This window comes from Umezawaea tangerina (genome assembly GCF_003002815.1).
GTDB lineage: Bacteria > Actinomycetota > Actinomycetes > Mycobacteriales > Pseudonocardiaceae > Umezawaea > Umezawaea tangerina.
The window spans coordinates 703,745-719,956 of the sequence record NZ_PVTF01000002.1 but is presented as its reverse complement, the minus strand read 5'-3'; the positions used below and the strand labels follow the sequence as shown (position 1 = coordinate 719,956).

Here is a 16,212-nt window from a genome sequence, read left to right as displayed (position 1 = left end):
CGATCGAGCATGAGAGTCGCTCATGGCACTGAACCTCGCCCAGCTGCGCGCCTTCCTCGCCGTCGTCGACGAGGGCGGGTTCGGCGCGGCCGCCGACGCCCTCGGCCTCACCCAGTCCGCCGTCTCGCACGCGGTCGCCGCGCTCGAACGCACGCTCGGCCACCCCGTGGTGTCCCGGCGCGGACCCGCGGCGCCCACGGCGTTCGGCGACGAGGTCCTGGCGCACGCCCGCGCCGCCGTGGCCGCGTCCGCCGCGATCACCGACCTGGCCGAACGCAGGCACGGCGGCGCGCGCGGCACGGTCCGGTTCGCCGCGCCGCCGACCGTGTGCCAGGGCCTGCTGCCCGACCTCCTGGCCCGGTGGCGGGTGGAGCTGCCGAACGTGCGGGTCCGGGTGTTCGAGGGGGAGGACGACGAGGTCGCCGAGTGGCTGGCCGGTGGCACGGTCGACGCCGCGGTGCTGGTCGACCCGCCGCCCGGCGCGGGCGTCCAGGTCTGCGAGGACGCCTTCCACGCCCTGCTGCGCACCGACCACCCGCTGGCCGGGCTGCCGGAGGTGGACGTGGTGGACCTGGCCGACGACCCGTTCCTGCTGTCGCGCGGCGGCTGCGAGCGGCACGTGCGGCAGGCTCACGCGGGCCACCCGTTCACGCCCCGGCACCGGGTGCGCGAGCTGGCCACGCTGCTCGCCATGGTCGGCTCCGGCGTGGGCGTGTCGATCGTGCCCGGCCTGGTGGCCACGATGCTGCCGCCCGGCCTGGTGATGGTCCCGCTGCGCTACCGGGTGGTGCGCAGGCTCGTCCTGAGCGGCCCGGCCGGGCGCGAGTGGCACCCGGCCGTGACGGCGCTGGTGGACTCGGCCCGAGCCGCCTGACCCGGCGGGGCCGTCACTTCTCGAGCGCGACCACGTCCGCCTCGGCGACCGCGGCCGCGGCGGGCTCCTCGGCCCGCACCGCCGCGATGCCGCCGAGGATCAGCACCCCGCCCGCGAGCTGCAGCGGCGAGAGCTCCTCGCCCAGCAGGAACCACGCGAACAGCGACGCGAACACGACCTCGAGCAGCCCGACGAACGACGCGAGCCGCGACCCGAGCAGTCCGGAGGCGGTGATCCCGGTGGCGTAGGCCAGCGCCGTCCCGACCACCGCGACGACCAGCAGCGGCACCCACCACGGCGCCGAGGACCCGAACACCGGCAGCTCGCCGAACGCTGCGGTGAACGGCAGCACGCCGCTCGCGCCGACCAGGGCGAGCAGCACGCTCGCCAGCAGCAGCCCCGACCCGGCGAGCGCGACCGGTGCCAGCCCGTCGGCGGGCCGGGCGGCGATCACGAAGTACAGCGCGCACCCGACGGCCGCGCCGAACGCGAGGAGCAGGCCGAGCGGGTCCACGACCTGGATCGCGCCGGGCCCGATCACCAGCACCAGGCCGCCGACCGCGAGCACCGACCCGACCAGCACGGTCGGCCGCGGCGCCCGCCGGGTGACCGCCCAGGTGAAGCCGACCAGGATGAGGGGAGCGAGGTACTCGACGAGCAGCGCCGTCGACACCGGGATGCGCCGGATGGCGGCGAAGTAGAGGACCTGCGTGATCGCCACGCCGATCACGCCCATGCCGAGGACCCGCCACCGCGCCCGCCACAGCGCGTCCCACCGGCCGCGCAGCGAGACCAGCGTGAACGGCAGCAGCACCAGTCCCGCCGTCAGCGCGCGGGCCGTGACCGCGGCGGTGGGGGACCAGCCCGCCGCCAGCAGCGGTTTGACGAACACGCCGGACGTTCCGAAGGAGACGGCGGAGATCCCCGCCGCGACCAGACCCGCGTATCTCGACGAGAACCTCATGCGTCTCTCCAGGGCCGGACGATGTCATGGGCTAACCTGACTGATGGTCCTGACGCTAGAACCGCCCGAGTGAGGAGTCAAATTGCATTTTGCCCCTGACACGGAGGACTCGCTGGCGATCGTCGTCGTGCTCTGCAACACCGATCCCGGTGCCTCCCGCAGCGGTGCCGACGAGCTCGCCACCGTGGAGCAGCTGGCCGACCTGCTGGCCGGTTACCCCTACACCGGGCGCATCGACCACGACGAGGCCGAGCTCCAGGACGTCCGGCGCACCCGCGACCTGCTGCGGCGGGTGTGGACGCTGGAGCGCGACGAGGCCGTGGTGGCCGTCAACCGGATGCTGCGGGACGCCAAGGCGCTGCCCTACCTCACCCGGCACGACGGCCTGGACTGGCACATGCACGCGACCGCCCCCGAGGCGCCGCTCGCGGAGCGGATCCGGGTCGAGTCCGCGCTCGCGCTCATGGACGTGATCCGGATGAACGAGACCGGCAGGCTCCGGGTGTGCGAGGCCGACGACTGCACCGGCCTCCTGCTCGACCTCTCCCGCAACGCCCTCAAGCGCTTCTGCTGCGTCCGGTGCGGCAACCGGATGAACATGATCGCGTTCCGGGAGCGCAAGGCGGGCGCGAACTGAGCGGGCCGCGCGACGGCTCGGCCGCTCTTGAAGAGACCCGCGTCGCGACCGCTCGCGGTTCGTGGTGGTTGGGGGCTCGCTAAGTGGGAGTCGTACCCCTCTAATGCTCCAACGATCGCCACCATCCGTGCACGTAGACCGAAAGATCCTCAATTCCGAACGCTGTCGGTAACATTTTCGACCGGATTAGTCACTCCGCCGTGGAAGAACTAGGCGGAAGGGGGGTGATCATAGGTACTGTCCGTGTTGATTTTCGGGTGATCAGACTGGGAGGTTTCGAGGGTGAACATCGAGCAAGCGTTGCGCGACGCGATGTCGGTCGAGGGTGCGGTAGGGGTGTCGCTGGTCGACTACGACAGCGGCATGACCCTCGGCACCCAGGGCGGCAACACGCTGCTCGACCTCGAGGTCGCGGGCGCGGGCAACACCGAGGTGGTGCGCGCCAAGATGCGGACCATCGCCGCGTTGCAGCTCGACGACCAGATCGAGGACATCCTCATCACGCTCCAGCGCCAGTACCACCTCATCCGCCCGCTGGCCGCGCACGGCACCCAGATGTTCCTGTACCTGGTCCTGGACCGCTCGCGCGCCAACCTCGCACTGGCCCGCCACCATCTCCGCGCCGTCGAGCGGAACCTGGTCGTATGACCGGGGCGAGGGGGAACAGGGTCGAGATCCGGCTGAGCGACCCCGGCGCCCTGACCGAACTGCTGGGCAAGGTCCGCTCCGAGGTCGACGGCATCGACGGCGTGGTCGTCACCAGCCGCGACGGTCTCGTCTTAGCCTCCGACCTCAACGTCTCCACCGCGCGCGCCGGCGAGGTCGCCTCGCAGGTGGCCGCGATGGCCTCCGTCTCCGCGGGCGTGGGCCACCGCTTCGTCCAGTCCTCCGAACTGGGCCGCCTCCAGGGCGTCCTCATGGAGGGTGACCGCGGCTGCATCGGAGTCCACCCGCTCAGCGCCACCCTGCTGCTGGTCATCCTGGGCACGCCCGGCACCGCGATGGGCCGCTTCACCGTCGCCACCAAGCGCGCCACCGCCATCCTGCTCGCACCCGACACGGACTAGGGCACCAGCGCTCGGACGCCCTGTCCGACGGCGAAGCCGAGGATGCTTTGTCGGGCGAAGCCCGATGCCCGAGTCCGGCGAAGTCGGATGCCGGCGAAGCCGGACCTACCCTCTGGCCCCCGATCCGAAGCCCGCTCTCGCTTCGTCCTGGCTTGTCAAGATGACTTTATCGTCTTGACAAGCCAGGACGAAGTGCCAGAGACAATCGGCGAGCGGGGGGCGTTTCGCCTTGTGCTCTACCCCCTACGACACCAACCCGGACCGATAAGCCAGCACCACGGCCTGCACCCGGTCCCGGAGATCCAGCTTCGTCAGGATCCGCGACACGTACGTCTTCACCGTCTCCGGGCTCAGCACCATCGCCTCGGCGATCTCCGCGTTCGACAGCCCTTCGGCGATCAGCGTGAGCACTTCGCGCTCCCGCCGGGCAAGCGCTTCCACCGCCCCGGCCGCCGCGATTCCGGGTTTCAACCGGTCCGCGTACCGCCCGATCAGGTCCCGTGTCACGGCCGGCGCCAGCAGCGACTCGCCGCGCGCGATCGTCCGGATCCCGTTCACCAGCTCCAACGGCGGCGAGTCCTTCAGCAGGAACCCGCTCGCCCCGGCCCGCAGCGCTTCGTACACGTAGTGGTCGACGTTGAACGTCGTCACCATCAGCACCCGCAACGGCGTCGCCGCTCCGGGGCCGGCCAGCCGCCGCGTCGCCTCGATCCCGTTCAGCAACGGCATCTGGATGTCCATGACGACCACGTCCGGCCGCAACCGCTCACCGGACTCGACCGCGTCGACCCCGTTGTCGGCCTCTCCCACCACCTCCATGTCCGGCTGCGCGGAGAAGATGGCCGAGTACCCGGCCCTCACGAGTGCCTGGTCCTCGCAGATCAGCACGCGGATGGGTGCTGCGGTCACGTGTCGCTCCCCAGGGGTATGCGGGCGCGCACGCCGAACCCGCCGTCGGGCTGTCCGGCCGCCGTCAGCTCTCCGCCGAGCAGCGTCACGCGTTCGCGCAGGCCGCTGAGCCCGCGCCCACCGCTGGGCAGCCCCGGCCCCGCGGTGGCGGGACCGGCGGTGGTGACCTCGATGCCGACCCACTCGGCTCCGCGGTCGACACGCACGGCGGTCGGCTTGCCGTGGGCGTACTTCAGGGCGTTGGTGAGCGACTCCTGCACCACCCGGTACACGGCCAGCTCCACCCCGACGGCCATCGGTCGGGGGTCGCCGCTCTCGGTGAGCTCGACCGGCTGACCGGACTGCCTCGCCTGCTCGACCAGGTCCTGCGGGCTGCCGAGCGAGGCCTTGCGCGTGGTCGACTCGCCGGTCGCCTCCAGCACGCCGAGCAGGTAGCGCAGCTCGGTCATGGCGCGCCTGCCGGTGCCGCTGATCGAGACGAGGCCTTCGACGACGCGGTCCGGGGCGGTGTCGAGCTGGAACTGGGCGGCGTCGGCCTGCACGACCATCGCGGTCACGTGGTGCGTCACGACGTCGTGCAGCTCGCGGGCGATCCGGGACCGCTCGGCGGCGGTCGCGAGCTCGGCGGTGAGCCTGCGCCGTTCGGCTTCCTGCGCCCGCCACCGGCGCATCCGCCAGCCCGCCAGCCACAGGACCGCGAGCACCAGGTACAGCACGGCGAAGTCGACGAGCTCCTGCGGTGAGCCGAGGACGTGCAGCACCACCGCGAGCACGACGTAGGCCCCGGTCGCCGCCAAGGCCAGCACACCCCGCATGCGCGGCTGGTGGGCGCCGACTGCGTACAAAGCCAGGTACAGCCCCACACCCGCGATCGACGACGGGTAGCCGACGGCCTGGTACACCGAGAAGGCCACCGCCACCACGGCGAGGCACACCGCGGGCAGCCGGGTCCGCAGCACCAGCGGCAGGGTCTGCGCGAGCAGGAGCACGACCCCGAACGCGTCGAGCCGGTGGCGGGGCAGGTCGCCGAACTCCACCCCGGCCGGGTCGAAGGCGGGGACGAACGGCAGCACCGCGATCAGCAGGGCGAGCAGGCCGTCCTTCACGTCGGTGTTCCACGCGCGCCACCGGTCGGCGAGAGGGCGCAGCCGCTCCAACATCGCGTTCACGGGCCGAACCCTATCGCCGTCCACGTCCGGGGTAACTCGTACGGGTGACAAGTGCGTCGGCGGAGTGTCCACCCGGAGGGGATGACCGCCGACGCCCCGTCAGGTACCCAGCGAGAACCGTTGCGCCGCAGTGGTGTTGCAGTCCCACACCCGCAGGCGGTCGCCCTGCTTGGCGGCCCCGTCGGGGTCGTCCAGGCACCGGCCGGACCGCGGGTTCTGCAGGGTGCCGTCGGCACGGCTGACCCACGTCTGGGAGGTGGTCCCGTTGCAGTCCCACAGCTGGACCGGCGTCCCGTTGGCGGTGTCGCCGTTGGTCACGTCCAGGCACTTGCCCAACGTGCGCAGCGTCCGGTCGCCGGGGGCCGACCAGCGCTGGGCGTCGCTGGAGTTGCAGCCGTACAGCTGGACGCCCGTGCCGGACGCGGGGTCCGCGTTCGCCACGTCGACGCAGTTGCCGCCGGGACCGGTGACGGCGGTCGGCGGGAACCTCCACACCTGGCCCGCCGCACCGGAGCAGTCCTGGATCCGCAGCGCCGTGCCCGCGGCGGTACCCGCGACGTCGAGGCACCGGCCGGACGCCGGGTTCACCAGCGTGCCGTCCGAACCCAGCCGCCAGGTCTGCGCACCGGTCGAGTTGCACGTGTAGAGCTGCACGGCGGTCCCGTTCGCGGTCGCGCCACCGGCCACGTCGAGGCACTTGTCGAGCACCCGGACCGCCCCACCCGCGGGCGGCACGACCTGCTGGCCCGCGGACTGGTCGCAGGCCGCCACCTCGACCGGGGTCCCGTCGGCCGACGCCCCGCCGCGCGCGGCCAGGCAGAGCCCGCCCGCGCCGGACACCTGACCGGACTTGGGGTTGGCGGTCGCGCTGCCGGACAGCGCCACGGTGTGCGCGGCGCCGACCGGCAGGCTCGCCGTCGTCACGGTCACCGTGCGGCTGTCGGCGTTGTAGGACCACGCCGTCTCCGGCAGCCGGGTCCCGTCCACCGACACCGACGTGGGCGCGGCGGAGTTGGTGAGCCGCACCGTGTACGCCCGCGCGGAGGCGGCGCCGGGGAACGTCCCGGTGGTCGCGCCCACGGTCAGCGTGCGGTTGCCGTTGTTCCAGCCGATCGGTGTGCTGGTGGACTGGCCGGACTGGTAGCCCGCACCCTCGCCCGCGTCCTGGTACAGCGAGAACGTGCCGTCGGCGCCCGCCCCGACGGTCAGCGTGAGCTGGGTCAGCGGTTGCGCCTTCTGGTTGGCAACGTAGTCGGTGCGGGTCGGCAGGATGCCGCCCGACCTGATCAGGACCGGCATGGTGGACAGCGACTTGGTGATGGTCGTGGTGGTCGGCCCGGTGTAGCTGGTGCCGGTGAAGTAGTCGGTCCACGTGCCCGGCGGGATCCACGCGGACACCGACCCGTTGCCCGCCGAGTCGTTCGGCGTGGTGATCGGTGCGACCAGCACGTTGTCGCCGTACAGGTACTCCTGCGGGTGGGTGTAGGCGTCGTTCTGGGCCGGGTAGTCCAGGTACAGCGGCCGGGTGATGGGTACGCCGGTCGTGTTCGCCTGCCGTGCCGACGTGTAGGTGTAGGGCACCAGGGACTCGCGCAGCCGCAGGAACCGCTCCGCGCTCGCCGCGGCCGCGCCCGTGTAGTTCCAGGGCAGCCGGTCGCCGTGGTCGGAGTGCAGCCGGTCGACGGGCTGGAACGTGCCGAGCTGCACCCAGCGCGCGTACAGGTCGTCGGGCAGGTGTCCGCCGTGGAAGCTGCCGATGTCGTGGCTGATGTTGCTCAGCCCCGCCGCCGCCTCGTCCGGCGTGAACCGGGCCTCGAACGCCAGCATGGCCCAGGAGTCCGGGGTGTCACCGGTGAACTGGAGGCTGTTGCGCTTCTCCGACCACGGGCCGATGGGGTAGCTGCTGTGGATGCCGCCCTGCTCGGCGCCGCCGATCCGGGAGAACGCGAACCCGCGCAGGCCGCGCGCGGTGGCCTCGTCGGCGTAGGCCTGGTTGATCAGGTTGTCCGCGGCGACGTGCGGGTCGGACGACCGCGACCCGCCGCAGCTGGTGCAGTAGTCGAGCCACCAGGCCCGGACCCCCTGCTGGTTGAACTGCTTGTGCAGGTCCAGGTAGGACTTCAGGTGCGCCGGGTTGCTCCAGTCCCAGCGGTAGTTCCCGCCCCCGTCGGAGGGCAGGCCGCCCGCGGTCGTGTTGGTGGCGGCGAACCTCGGGTCGTTGCCCGCGATGGAGGGGTGCACGTTCAGCGACACCGACAGGCCCTGCTGGGCGGTCCAGTCCATGAACGACTGCGGGTTGGGGAACAGGTTCTGGTTCCAGTTCCAGCCGTTCCACTGGGTCGGCGACTTCCAGTCCGTGTCGACCACGAGCCAGTCGATCGGCACCTGGTGCGAGCGGAACGCGGGCAGCAGGGTGTTCTGGTAGTCGGCGGTGCTGTAGCCGAAGTAGCGGGAGTACCAGACGCCGTAGGCGGACTGGGGGAGCAGCGCGGTGGGGCCGACGAGGGTGTTGAGGTCGGACAGCCCCTGCTTGTAGTCCTGCCCGTACCCGAACAGGTAGCCGTCCTGGTAGGGCTGGGTGCCGTGCGACCGGCGGACCGTGGTCGTGCGGTCGGTGTTGAGCACCGGGGTGCGGGTGTCGTCGAGCAGGTACCAGCCGTCGCGGTCCAGGAAACCGGGGTGCTGCCCGGTCGGGACGGCCTCGGGGTTGTCCAGCGACCGGTCCCAGCCGCCCAGGGTGTTCGTCGGGCCCGCGCCGTAACCGGTGGCGAGCAGCGTCCGGTCGGCCGCGGGGTAGGCGGCGCCGGTCGGGGTGACCGCGATGCTGTCGATGTTGACGTTGCCCGAGGCCCCCGAGTCCATGCCGACCCGGACCGAGTGCGTGCCCGCGCCGAGGGTCACGGTCGCCGACGCGGTGGACCACGTGTCCCAGGAACCGGTGACGGGCAAGGAGATCGTCGGTCCGGCGGCACCGTCCACGGAGGTCGACAGCGTCCTGGTCACCGACTGGTTGTCGCCGCCGACCGCGTTGGCGTAGCGCACGGACAGCCGGTAGCTGCCCGCCGACGGCACGGCCGACACGTCGTGGACCAGGTTCGACCCGGTGGCGGTCAGCCCGGCGACGAACCCGGAGCCGGTGAAGTCGCGGTGGTCGTACGCCGTGGACGCGGACCCGGTGAGCAGGCCGGTCTCCGCCTCGCACGCCGTGCCGAACGCGCAGTACGACGGGAACGCCGGTGCCCCGGTCACCCCGGTCGCGGCGAGCTTGACCGACGTGTTGGCCGCGGTGAACGGTCCGCTGCCCTGCCGGTAGCGCAGGGTCAGGCCCGCGGTGCGGATCTCGCGGTAGCCGTCGACGACCGCGGTCGTGAACGCCGGGACCGGCGTGGACCGGTTGGTGGCGGTGAACGTCGTCGCGTCCAGGAACACGTCGTCGCCCGCGTACTCCATGCGCACCAGCGTCGGCGTGAGGACCTGGAACCGCGCGTGGCCGTCGGTGACGACGTTGGACGCCGCCTGGGCGTTCGCGTGCGCCGGGAGGGAGGCCACCACCGCCGCGGCGGTGACCGCGACCACGACGGCGATCGATTTCCAGGGATGGGATCGCGGCAAGGGACACCTCGGGGGATTCGGCGCTGAATCGATGATGGCGGGCATCACGAATCTGGCGATTGTCCGGTGGACAGCGCAGCCGCCGAACGCACCAATGTGGCGAAGTCGCAGCGTGGTGGCGGTTTGGTGTCGGTGAGCCCTTTGTCGTTTTTGTCGAGGAACCAGGTCACGCGAATGTGCGCAGGAATGCGCGCAACGCCCGCCGGTAGGGCGCCACGGTGGTCAGGTCCGCGTACTCGTCGGGACCGTGCTGGCCATTTCCGCCGATACCGAAGATGACCGCGTCGACGCCCCGCTGGAAGTAGAAGCGGCTGTCGGCGGCCCCGTGCTTGCGCAGGAGGTCACCGGAGTGGCCCTGGGCGCGGGCGGCGGCCCGCAGGGCGATGACGTCGGGGTTGTCCGGGTCGGCGCGGTGCGGGGGCTCAAGGCTGTCGACCACCGCGGTGACGCCCGGTGGGCACAGCGCGGTGAGGTGGGCGGCGACCTCGTCGGCGGTCCTGCCGGTGAAGTCCGGGTCGTCCGCGGGGAAGCGGATGTCGAGCCAGGCGGTGGCGTCGGCGGGGACCTGGTTGAGGGCCTGGTTGTCCGTCGCGACGCGGGCGAGGTTCACCGTCGTCCGCCACGCCTCCTCGGTCGCCACCGGGTACGCGGCCAGGACCGCGTCGACGGCTCGCGACAGCTTGAGCAGGGCGTTGTCGCCCAGCCACTGGTAGGCGCTGTGCCCGGCCAGCCCGGTGGCGCGCAGTCGCGCGGTGGCGATGCCCTTGGACTCGGTCACCACCCGCAGTCCGCTGTGCTCGCCGATGACGACGAACTCGCCGGTGACCCCCTGCGCCAGCTGGTGCGCGGTCCCGTCGCGGCCGCCCACCTCCTCGTCGGTGACCAGTTGCAGGGCGATCGGCAGGGTCGTGGCCAGCTCGCGGAACACCAGTGCCTGCACCAGCGCGGACAGCTTCATGTCCTGGGTGCCGCGGCCGATCAGGCGGTCGCCCTCCCGTCGCGGCCGGAACTGGTCGTCCGTGCCGGGGACCACGTCCAGGTGGGCGTTGAGGATCACCCGGAACGGCCGTCGCCCGCCCGCGTGCACCAGCGCGCTGGGCTTGCCGTTCGACTCGAACCGCTCGACCACGAGACCGGGACCGACCACGTCCAGCACGAGGTCGAGCGCCCGGTGCAGGTCGTCCGGGCGGTCCGCGGTCGAGCGGATCGCGAGCAGTTCCTCGGCCAGTGGCAGGAAGTCCATGTCCGCCATGCTGCCCGGTCCCGCGCGGATCCGGAACCGTCCTCAGTGGACGGACAGGGCGGCGAACAGCCGGGTGTCCAGGTCGGCCAGGTGGTCGTGGCCGTACGGGCCGCGCTCCAGGCCGTCCAGCAGCACCCGCGGCAGGTCCTGCGCGACCTCGGCTGAGCGGGACCCGGCGGCCAGCGCGATGGTCGCCACGGTGTCCACGTCCCCGGTGAACGCCACGCACGTCCGCAGCAGCCCGCTCATCGACGTGGCCGACGCCAGCGCCGTGACGGCCGCGCGGGCGCTCATCAGCCCCTTCGACCCGACCGGGCCGGACCACGGCGTCGCCCAGTCGCCGGAGGGGAGCAGCCCGTCGAGCCAGCGCCCGACCTCCGCGACGGGGCCGAGGGCGAAGTGGCAGTAGTGCACCGCGAGCGCGGCGGCCCGCGCGGCCTCGACGCCGTCGGGGGTGTCGTGCGTGATGCGGGCCTGCACGGCGGTGGTGCGCAGGACCTCGTCGACCGAGGGCAGCAGACCGACCGGCGCGGCGCGCATCGCGGCGCCGCTCTTGTCGCTGTCGGGCCGGATCCGGTCGAGCAGCGCGGCCCCGTCGGGCAGCTGGGGGAGCAGCGCCTGGAACCCCCTGGCGTACCCGGCGCGCGGGTCGCGGTGGAAGGCGCGGACGAACGCGTCGGCGAACCGGGCCGCCGTCCACGGCCCGTCGGACGCCAGCACCTCGGCCACCGCGATGCTCATCTGGGTGTCGTCGGTGTAGCGGCCGGGGAGCAGGTCGGGGTGCACGGGGTTGCCCACGTAGCCCCGCAAGGTGTTGTGCGCCAGCACGAACCCCGGATCCGCGTACTCGAACCCGGCTCCGTACGCGTCGCCAACGGCGAGTTCCACCAGCATCCGCCGATGCTCCCACACCACCGCGGCTAGTCGATCATGTCCTCGGTGGCCTGCCTGCCCGCCGTGGTGGCCCGGCGCAGGAAGTCGGCGATCACGTCGAGCTCGGCGGGGGCGTAGTCGGCGCAGATCCCGTCCAGCGCCGTGTTCATGCCGTCGTAGTGCCGGTACATCTCGGCGTTGCGGTCGGGCAGCATCCGCACGACGACGGCCCGGCGGTCGGCGGGGTCGCGGTCGCGGGTTACCCAGCCGCCGCGTTCGAGCCGGTCGAGGATGCCGGTCAGCGTGGCGGGGTGCAGACCCGCGCGCCTGGCGAGGGCGGTGGGGTTGAGCGGACCGTGCCGGGAGACCAGGTCGAGGCAGTCGAGGTCGACGTCCTTCAGCTCGACCTTCGCGCCCACCTGGTGGTTGAGCAGGGCGAGCTGGACGCGCAGGTCGCGCAGCGACTCCTTGATCGCGACCGTCGACCGCCCGCGGCCGATCGATCCCTCTGGTGCTTTGAAACTCATATGATATCGTCCTCGTAGAATATGGGCTGCGAAACACTAAGATACTCGACCACGGGGGACACGGATGAGGATCATCGTTTTCGGCGCCACCGGCGGCGTCGGCGGGCACGTCGTGCGGCAGGCGCTCGACGCGGGCCACCAGGTCACGGCGGTCGTGCGCGACCCGGACCGCTTCGCCCCGCGGCACCCGGCGCTGTCCGTGCTGACCGCGCCCGACCTGTCGGCGCCGCCCGCGCTCGACCCGTGCGACGCCGTCCTGTCCGGTGTCGGCCCGCGCGGCCGCAAGGAGGGGCCCGTCGCCTCCACCGCTGTCCGCGGCATCCTGCGCGCCATGGCCGCCGCCGACGTCCGACGGCTGGTCGCGGTCAGCGCCGCCCCGGTCGGACCGGTGCCGGAGGACGAGACGTTCCTGAACCGGCGTGTGCTGCTGCCGTTCATCGGCGCGGTGCTGCGGGACGTGTACACCGACCTCGCCGCCATGGAGCGGGCGATGCGGGACAGCGGCGTGGAGTGGACGGCCGTGCGGCCGCCGAAGCTGGTGGACAAGCCGGTGACCGGTCGGTACCGCAGGGTCGTCGGCGGCAACCCCCGCGGCGGCTACTCGATCTCCCGCGCCGACACCGCGCACGCGATGCTCGCCGCGCTCGACGACCCGGCGACGGTCCGGCAGGCGGTGGGCGTGGCCTACTGAGATGGGGCCGAGGAGCTTTGTCCGGTATGGGATCCGGTGCGTCGAGGGGCGGCGGCCGAGTGGCTGCGGGCCGGTTGGCGGAGTCGGGTGGCGGGATATTTACAACGTTGTACCAACGATGTAAGAACTGGTTGAACGCTCCCTGCACCGTTCTCGGCGCGGCCGCCCGCTCCTGCCGGAAAGGCCATCCCATGCCCGAATCGAATCCCCTGTCCCGCCGCACCCTGCTCGGCTGGGCGGGTGGGGCGGTCGTCGCGGCCGCCGCACCCGGCTGGCTCCCCACTTGGGCTGAGGCGGCACCCGCCGACGTCGGCGCGCTGGGCACCTACGACCCGCTGCGCCCACCCGCGACGCCGCTGTTCGTCCGCTCGCCGTACCTGAGCACGTGGCAGGCGTCGAACGAGCTGGTCGGCAGCTGGTCGTCGTTCTGGAACGGCCGCACGACCGCCCTGTGCGGGATCGCCAGGATCGACGGCACGGCGTACCTGTTCGCCGGGAACCCCGCGCTGCCGTCCGGGCCCGCGCTGACCCGGATGACCCAGGCCTCCCTGCGGGTCACGGCCACCCGGTCGATCTACACGTTCACCGGCGGCGGCGTGACGCTGACCGCCACGTTCTTCTCACCCGTCGCGCCGGAGGACCTGCGCCGCCAGTCGGTGCCGTTCGGCTACCTGACCATCACCGCGGCCAGCACCGACGGCCGCGCGCACACCGTGGACCTGCACGTCGACGCGTCGGCGGAGTGGGTGCACGGCGACAGCGCCACGCCGGTGACCTGGGCGCAGCGGCAGACCGGCTCGACGACCGCCCTGACCGCCACCCCCGCGAACCCCGGCGTGCTCGCGGAGAACAACGAGCAGGCGAGCTGGGGCACGCTCGTGGTGGCCGCCTCGTCCGGCTCTGGGCTGACCTGGCAGATCGGCCAGGACACGCTGGTGCGCGCCGCCTCCGCGGGCCAAGGCGTGCTGTCGAACAGCTCCGACACCGCGCAGCCCCGGCCGATCAACGACCGGTGGCCGGTGCTGGCGCTGAACAAGAACCTCGGCACGGTCGCCGCGGGCGCGACCTCGGCGCCGTTCACCATCGCCGTCGGGCACGTGCGGACGCCGGCCGTGAGCTACCTCGGCACGCAGCTGGCGCCGTGGTGGACGCGGCAGTGGACGACCTGGCCGGACATGGTCGACTGGTTCCTGGCCGACTACTCCTCGGCGCTCACCGCGGCGACGGCGCTCGACCAGAAGGTGCACGACGACGCGGTGCGCGTGGGCGGCGAGCACTACGCGGCGCTGTGCGCGCTCGCGCTGCGGCAGGCGTTCGGCGGCACCGAGCTGGTCGACCGCGGCGGCTCGCCGTGGGCGTTCCTGAAGGAGATCTCCTCCAACGGCAACATGTCCACGATCGACGTCACCTACCCGGCGTTCCCGGCCTACCTGCACTTCGCGCCGAACTACCTGCGGCTGCTGCTGGAACCGCACTTCGACTACGTCGAGCGCGGCGGTTGGCCGAAGGAGTTCGCGCACCACGACCTCGGGTTCCACTACCCGGTCGCCACCGGGCACAACGACGGCGACGAGGAGGACATGCCGGTCGAGGAGTCGGCGAACATGCTGATCATGTCCGCCGCGCTCGTGCAGAAGCTGCCCGCGGCCGACGCGCGCGCGTTCGCGACCGCGCACCAGGTGGTGCTGCGCCGGTGGGCCGAGTACCTGGTGGCCAACGCGCTCGACCCCGGTTTCCAGAACCAGACCGACGACTTCACCGGGTTCATCGCGCACAGCGCGAACCTGGCGCTCAAGGGGATCGTCGGCATCGGCGCGATGGGGATCGTGTCCGCCGTGCTCGGCAACACCGCCGACGTCCAGCGGTACCGGTCGATCTCGCGCAGCTACGCCAGCCAGTGGGTGACCCTCGCGCAGGACTCGTCGAACCAGCACCTCAAGCTCGCCTACGACCAGGCGGGCACGTGGAGCCTGAAGTACAACGGGTTCGCCGACAAGCTGCTCGGGCTCGACCTGGTGCCGACGGGCGTGGCCGGGCAGGAGGCTGCCTGGTACCAGGCGCGCGCCGGGCACTTCGGCGTGCTGCTCGACCCGCGCAACAACTACACCAAGGGCGACTGGGAGCTGTGGACGGCGGCCTGGCTGTCCGACCGGACCGGCGTGCGCGACGCGCTGGTCGAAGGCGTCTACGCCTTCGCGAACGAGACGCCGCAACGGGTCCCGTTCAGCGACTGGTACGTCGTCGGCGACGGCACCCAGCGCGGGTTCACCGCCAGGCCGGTCGTGGGCGGCACGTTCGCGCTCGTGGTGAGCCCCGCGACCTCGGTCGTGGTGTGGGCGCGGATCCAGAACCAGAACTCCGGCAAGGTGCTGGCCGTGTCCGGGACGTCGCTGGCCGACTCCGCCGAGGTCACCCAGTGGGCCGACAACGGCACCACCGACCACGTGTGGACGGTGGTGGACAACGGCGACGGCACCGTGCGGATCGCCAACCGCAACAGCGGCAAGGTGCTCGCCGTGCAGAACCAGAGCGTGGCCGACGGCGCGCACGTGCAGCAGTACCGCGACAACGGCACACCCGACCACCTGTGGCGGATCGTCGACGCGGGCGGCGGCTGGTCGAAGATCGTGAACGTGCGCAGCGGCAAGGTGCTGGCCGTGGACCAGGCGTCCAAGGCGGACGGTGCGCAGATCACGCAGTGGGCCGACAACGGCACGACCGACCACCTGTGGAAGTTCATCTGACCCACCACCCCGGAGCCGGGCCGCTGCCTGGCTCCGGGGGTGACGTGGAGGCGGGTCAGGCGGGGATGGTGTACCCGAGCTCGGCCAGCGCCGCCTCGGCCGCCTGCTGGTCCTGCGCGTAGGTGCCGCCGGAGACGCCGAGCCCGCCGATCACCTCGCCGTCGACCACGACGGGGTAGCCGCCGCCCACCGCCACCACCCGCGGGTGGTGCTGGAGCGGCGCGATCCGCGGGTCGGCCACGTAGTCGTTCCACACGTGGGTCGGGGTGCGGAACGCCACCGCGGTCCACGCCTTGTCCACCGCCACCTCGGCGGGCAGGAACGGCACGTCGTCGGTGCGCTCGAACGCCTTCAGGTGCCCGCCGGGGTCGGTCACGGCCACCGCGACGCCGAAGCCGATCTCCCGCGCCGCCCTCCGGACGGCCTCGACGAGCTCGACCGCCGCGGCCCGGCCGATCGAGGAGGTCGCGACGGCCCGCTGCTCGGTGCCCACGGTCAGCTCAGCCCGGACGCGGGCGTGGGGACCACGCGGGTGATGACGGACTTCTCCCGGATCAGCAGTTCCCCCACCACCGGACTGATCTCGTCCTTCCACCGGCCGCTCTCGTACACCGCGGCCGTCGCCTCCGCGAAGTGCTCCTCGTCGGCGAACCGGCGGATCCACACGTAACCGTCGGGGTCGTCGGCGTCCACGAACGAGGCGATCACCTCCATCCCGGCCGACGCCTGGAACGGGATGACCACGTCCTCCATGTAGCGCACCCACTCGTCACGGCGGCCGGGGCTGGTCTGGTAGCGGCGGATCTCGTAGAACACGGCTGGTCCTTCGAAGCCTGGAGGCGCCTTGGCACGGCTGTCCTCTTGACCCCACCGACGCTATCCGCGAGGCCCTGGTTACCCGC

15 protein-coding genes are annotated in these 16,212 nt (G+C 72.3%); 6 read left to right on the top strand and 9 right to left on the bottom strand.

The window, feature by feature from the left end; translation table 11 throughout:
• Positions 1–22 precede the first annotated feature (22 nt).
• Positions 23–874 carry a LysR family transcriptional regulator gene (locus tag CLV43_RS09250; protein ID WP_106186620.1) on the top strand — a complete coding sequence of 284 codons (852 nt, stop codon included), beginning with the start codon at positions 23–25 and terminating at the stop codon, positions 872–874.
• A 13-nt stretch (positions 875–887) separates the two neighbouring features.
• Here the strand turns inward: CLV43_RS09250 and CLV43_RS09245 are convergent, their stop codons facing one another.
• A complete protein-coding gene (locus CLV43_RS09245) occupies positions 888–1,838 on the bottom strand; it encodes an EamA family transporter (protein ID WP_106186619.1) in 951 nt (316 codons plus the stop codon).
• 82 nt (positions 1,839–1,920) lie between these two features.
• On the opposite strand from CLV43_RS09245, the gene CLV43_RS09240 reads away from it, so the two are divergent.
• From CLV43_RS09240 to CLV43_RS09230, 3 genes are all read left to right on the top strand, one after another.
• Complete coding sequence (locus CLV43_RS09240; RefSeq protein ID WP_106186618.1) at positions 1,921–2,475, top strand: CGNR zinc finger domain-containing protein; 555 nt, start codon at positions 1,921–1,923, stop codon at positions 2,473–2,475.
• A gap of 282 nt (positions 2,476–2,757) precedes the next feature.
• The gene (locus CLV43_RS09235) at positions 2,758–3,123 is read left to right on the top strand and encodes a hypothetical protein (protein ID WP_106186617.1); all 366 of its coding nucleotides are present in this window, start codon (positions 2,758–2,760) and stop codon (positions 3,121–3,123) included.
• A complete protein-coding gene (locus tag CLV43_RS09230) occupies positions 3,120–3,542 on the top strand; it encodes a roadblock/LC7 domain-containing protein (protein WP_106186616.1) in 423 nt (140 codons plus the stop codon). Before CLV43_RS09235 ends, CLV43_RS09230 begins: the two co-directional genes overlap by 4 nt.
• Positions 3,543–3,785: 243 nt before the next feature.
• On the opposite strand, the gene CLV43_RS09225 is transcribed toward CLV43_RS09230, so the two are convergent.
• The 6 genes from CLV43_RS09225 to CLV43_RS09200 form a co-directional block, all read right to left on the bottom strand.
• Complete coding sequence (locus tag CLV43_RS09225) at positions 3,786–4,451, bottom strand: response regulator transcription factor (protein ID WP_106186615.1); 666 nt, start codon at positions 4,449–4,451, stop codon at positions 3,786–3,788.
• Positions 4,448–5,611: a sensor histidine kinase gene (locus CLV43_RS09220; protein ID WP_106186848.1), complete on the bottom strand. Its 1,164-nt coding sequence runs from the start codon at positions 5,609–5,611 to the stop codon at positions 4,448–4,450. The genes CLV43_RS09225 and CLV43_RS09220 overlap by 4 nt, the downstream gene beginning before the upstream one ends.
• Before the next feature lie 108 nt (positions 5,612–5,719).
• Positions 5,720–9,232 carry a ricin-type beta-trefoil lectin domain protein gene (locus CLV43_RS09215; RefSeq protein ID WP_245886228.1) on the bottom strand — a complete coding sequence of 1,171 codons (3,513 nt, stop codon included), beginning with the start codon at positions 9,230–9,232 and terminating at the stop codon, positions 5,720–5,722.
• 166 nt (positions 9,233–9,398) lie between these two features.
• Positions 9,399–10,475 carry a M20 family metallopeptidase gene (locus CLV43_RS09210; protein WP_245886227.1) on the bottom strand — a complete coding sequence of 359 codons (1,077 nt, stop codon included), beginning with the start codon at positions 10,473–10,475 and terminating at the stop codon, positions 9,399–9,401.
• A gap of 42 nt (positions 10,476–10,517) precedes the next feature.
• Positions 10,518–11,369: an ADP-ribosylglycohydrolase family protein gene (locus tag CLV43_RS09205; protein ID WP_106186847.1), complete on the bottom strand. Its 852-nt coding sequence runs from the start codon at positions 11,367–11,369 to the stop codon at positions 10,518–10,520.
• A 26-nt stretch (positions 11,370–11,395) separates the two neighbouring features.
• A complete protein-coding gene (locus CLV43_RS09200; protein ID WP_106186612.1) occupies positions 11,396–11,875 on the bottom strand; it encodes a MarR family winged helix-turn-helix transcriptional regulator in 480 nt (159 codons plus the stop codon).
• Positions 11,876–11,939: 64 nt separating this feature from the next.
• On the opposite strand from CLV43_RS09200, the gene CLV43_RS09195 reads away from it, so the two are divergent.
• Together CLV43_RS09195 and CLV43_RS09190 are read left to right on the top strand one after the other, a co-directional pair.
• On the top strand, positions 11,940–12,566 hold the full coding sequence (locus CLV43_RS09195; protein WP_106186611.1) for an NAD(P)-dependent oxidoreductase: 627 nt from the start codon (positions 11,940–11,942) through the stop codon (positions 12,564–12,566).
• Positions 12,567–12,757: 191 nt separating this feature from the next.
• Positions 12,758–15,310, top strand: coding sequence for a glutaminase domain-containing protein (locus CLV43_RS09190; protein WP_106186610.1), 2,553 nt, complete (start codon positions 12,758–12,760; stop codon positions 15,308–15,310).
• Positions 15,311–15,365: 55 nt separating this feature from the next.
• On the opposite strand, the gene CLV43_RS09185 is transcribed toward CLV43_RS09190, so the two are convergent.
• Both CLV43_RS09185 and CLV43_RS09180 read right to left on the bottom strand, forming a co-directional pair.
• Complete coding sequence (locus tag CLV43_RS09185) at positions 15,366–15,803, bottom strand: GlcG/HbpS family heme-binding protein (RefSeq protein WP_211304286.1); 438 nt, start codon at positions 15,801–15,803, stop codon at positions 15,366–15,368.
• Positions 15,804–15,805: 2 nt separating this feature from the next.
• Positions 15,806–16,126, bottom strand: coding sequence for an NIPSNAP family protein (locus tag CLV43_RS09180; RefSeq protein ID WP_106186609.1), 321 nt, complete (start codon positions 16,124–16,126; stop codon positions 15,806–15,808).
• Between the last annotated feature and the right edge of the window lie 86 nt (positions 16,127–16,212).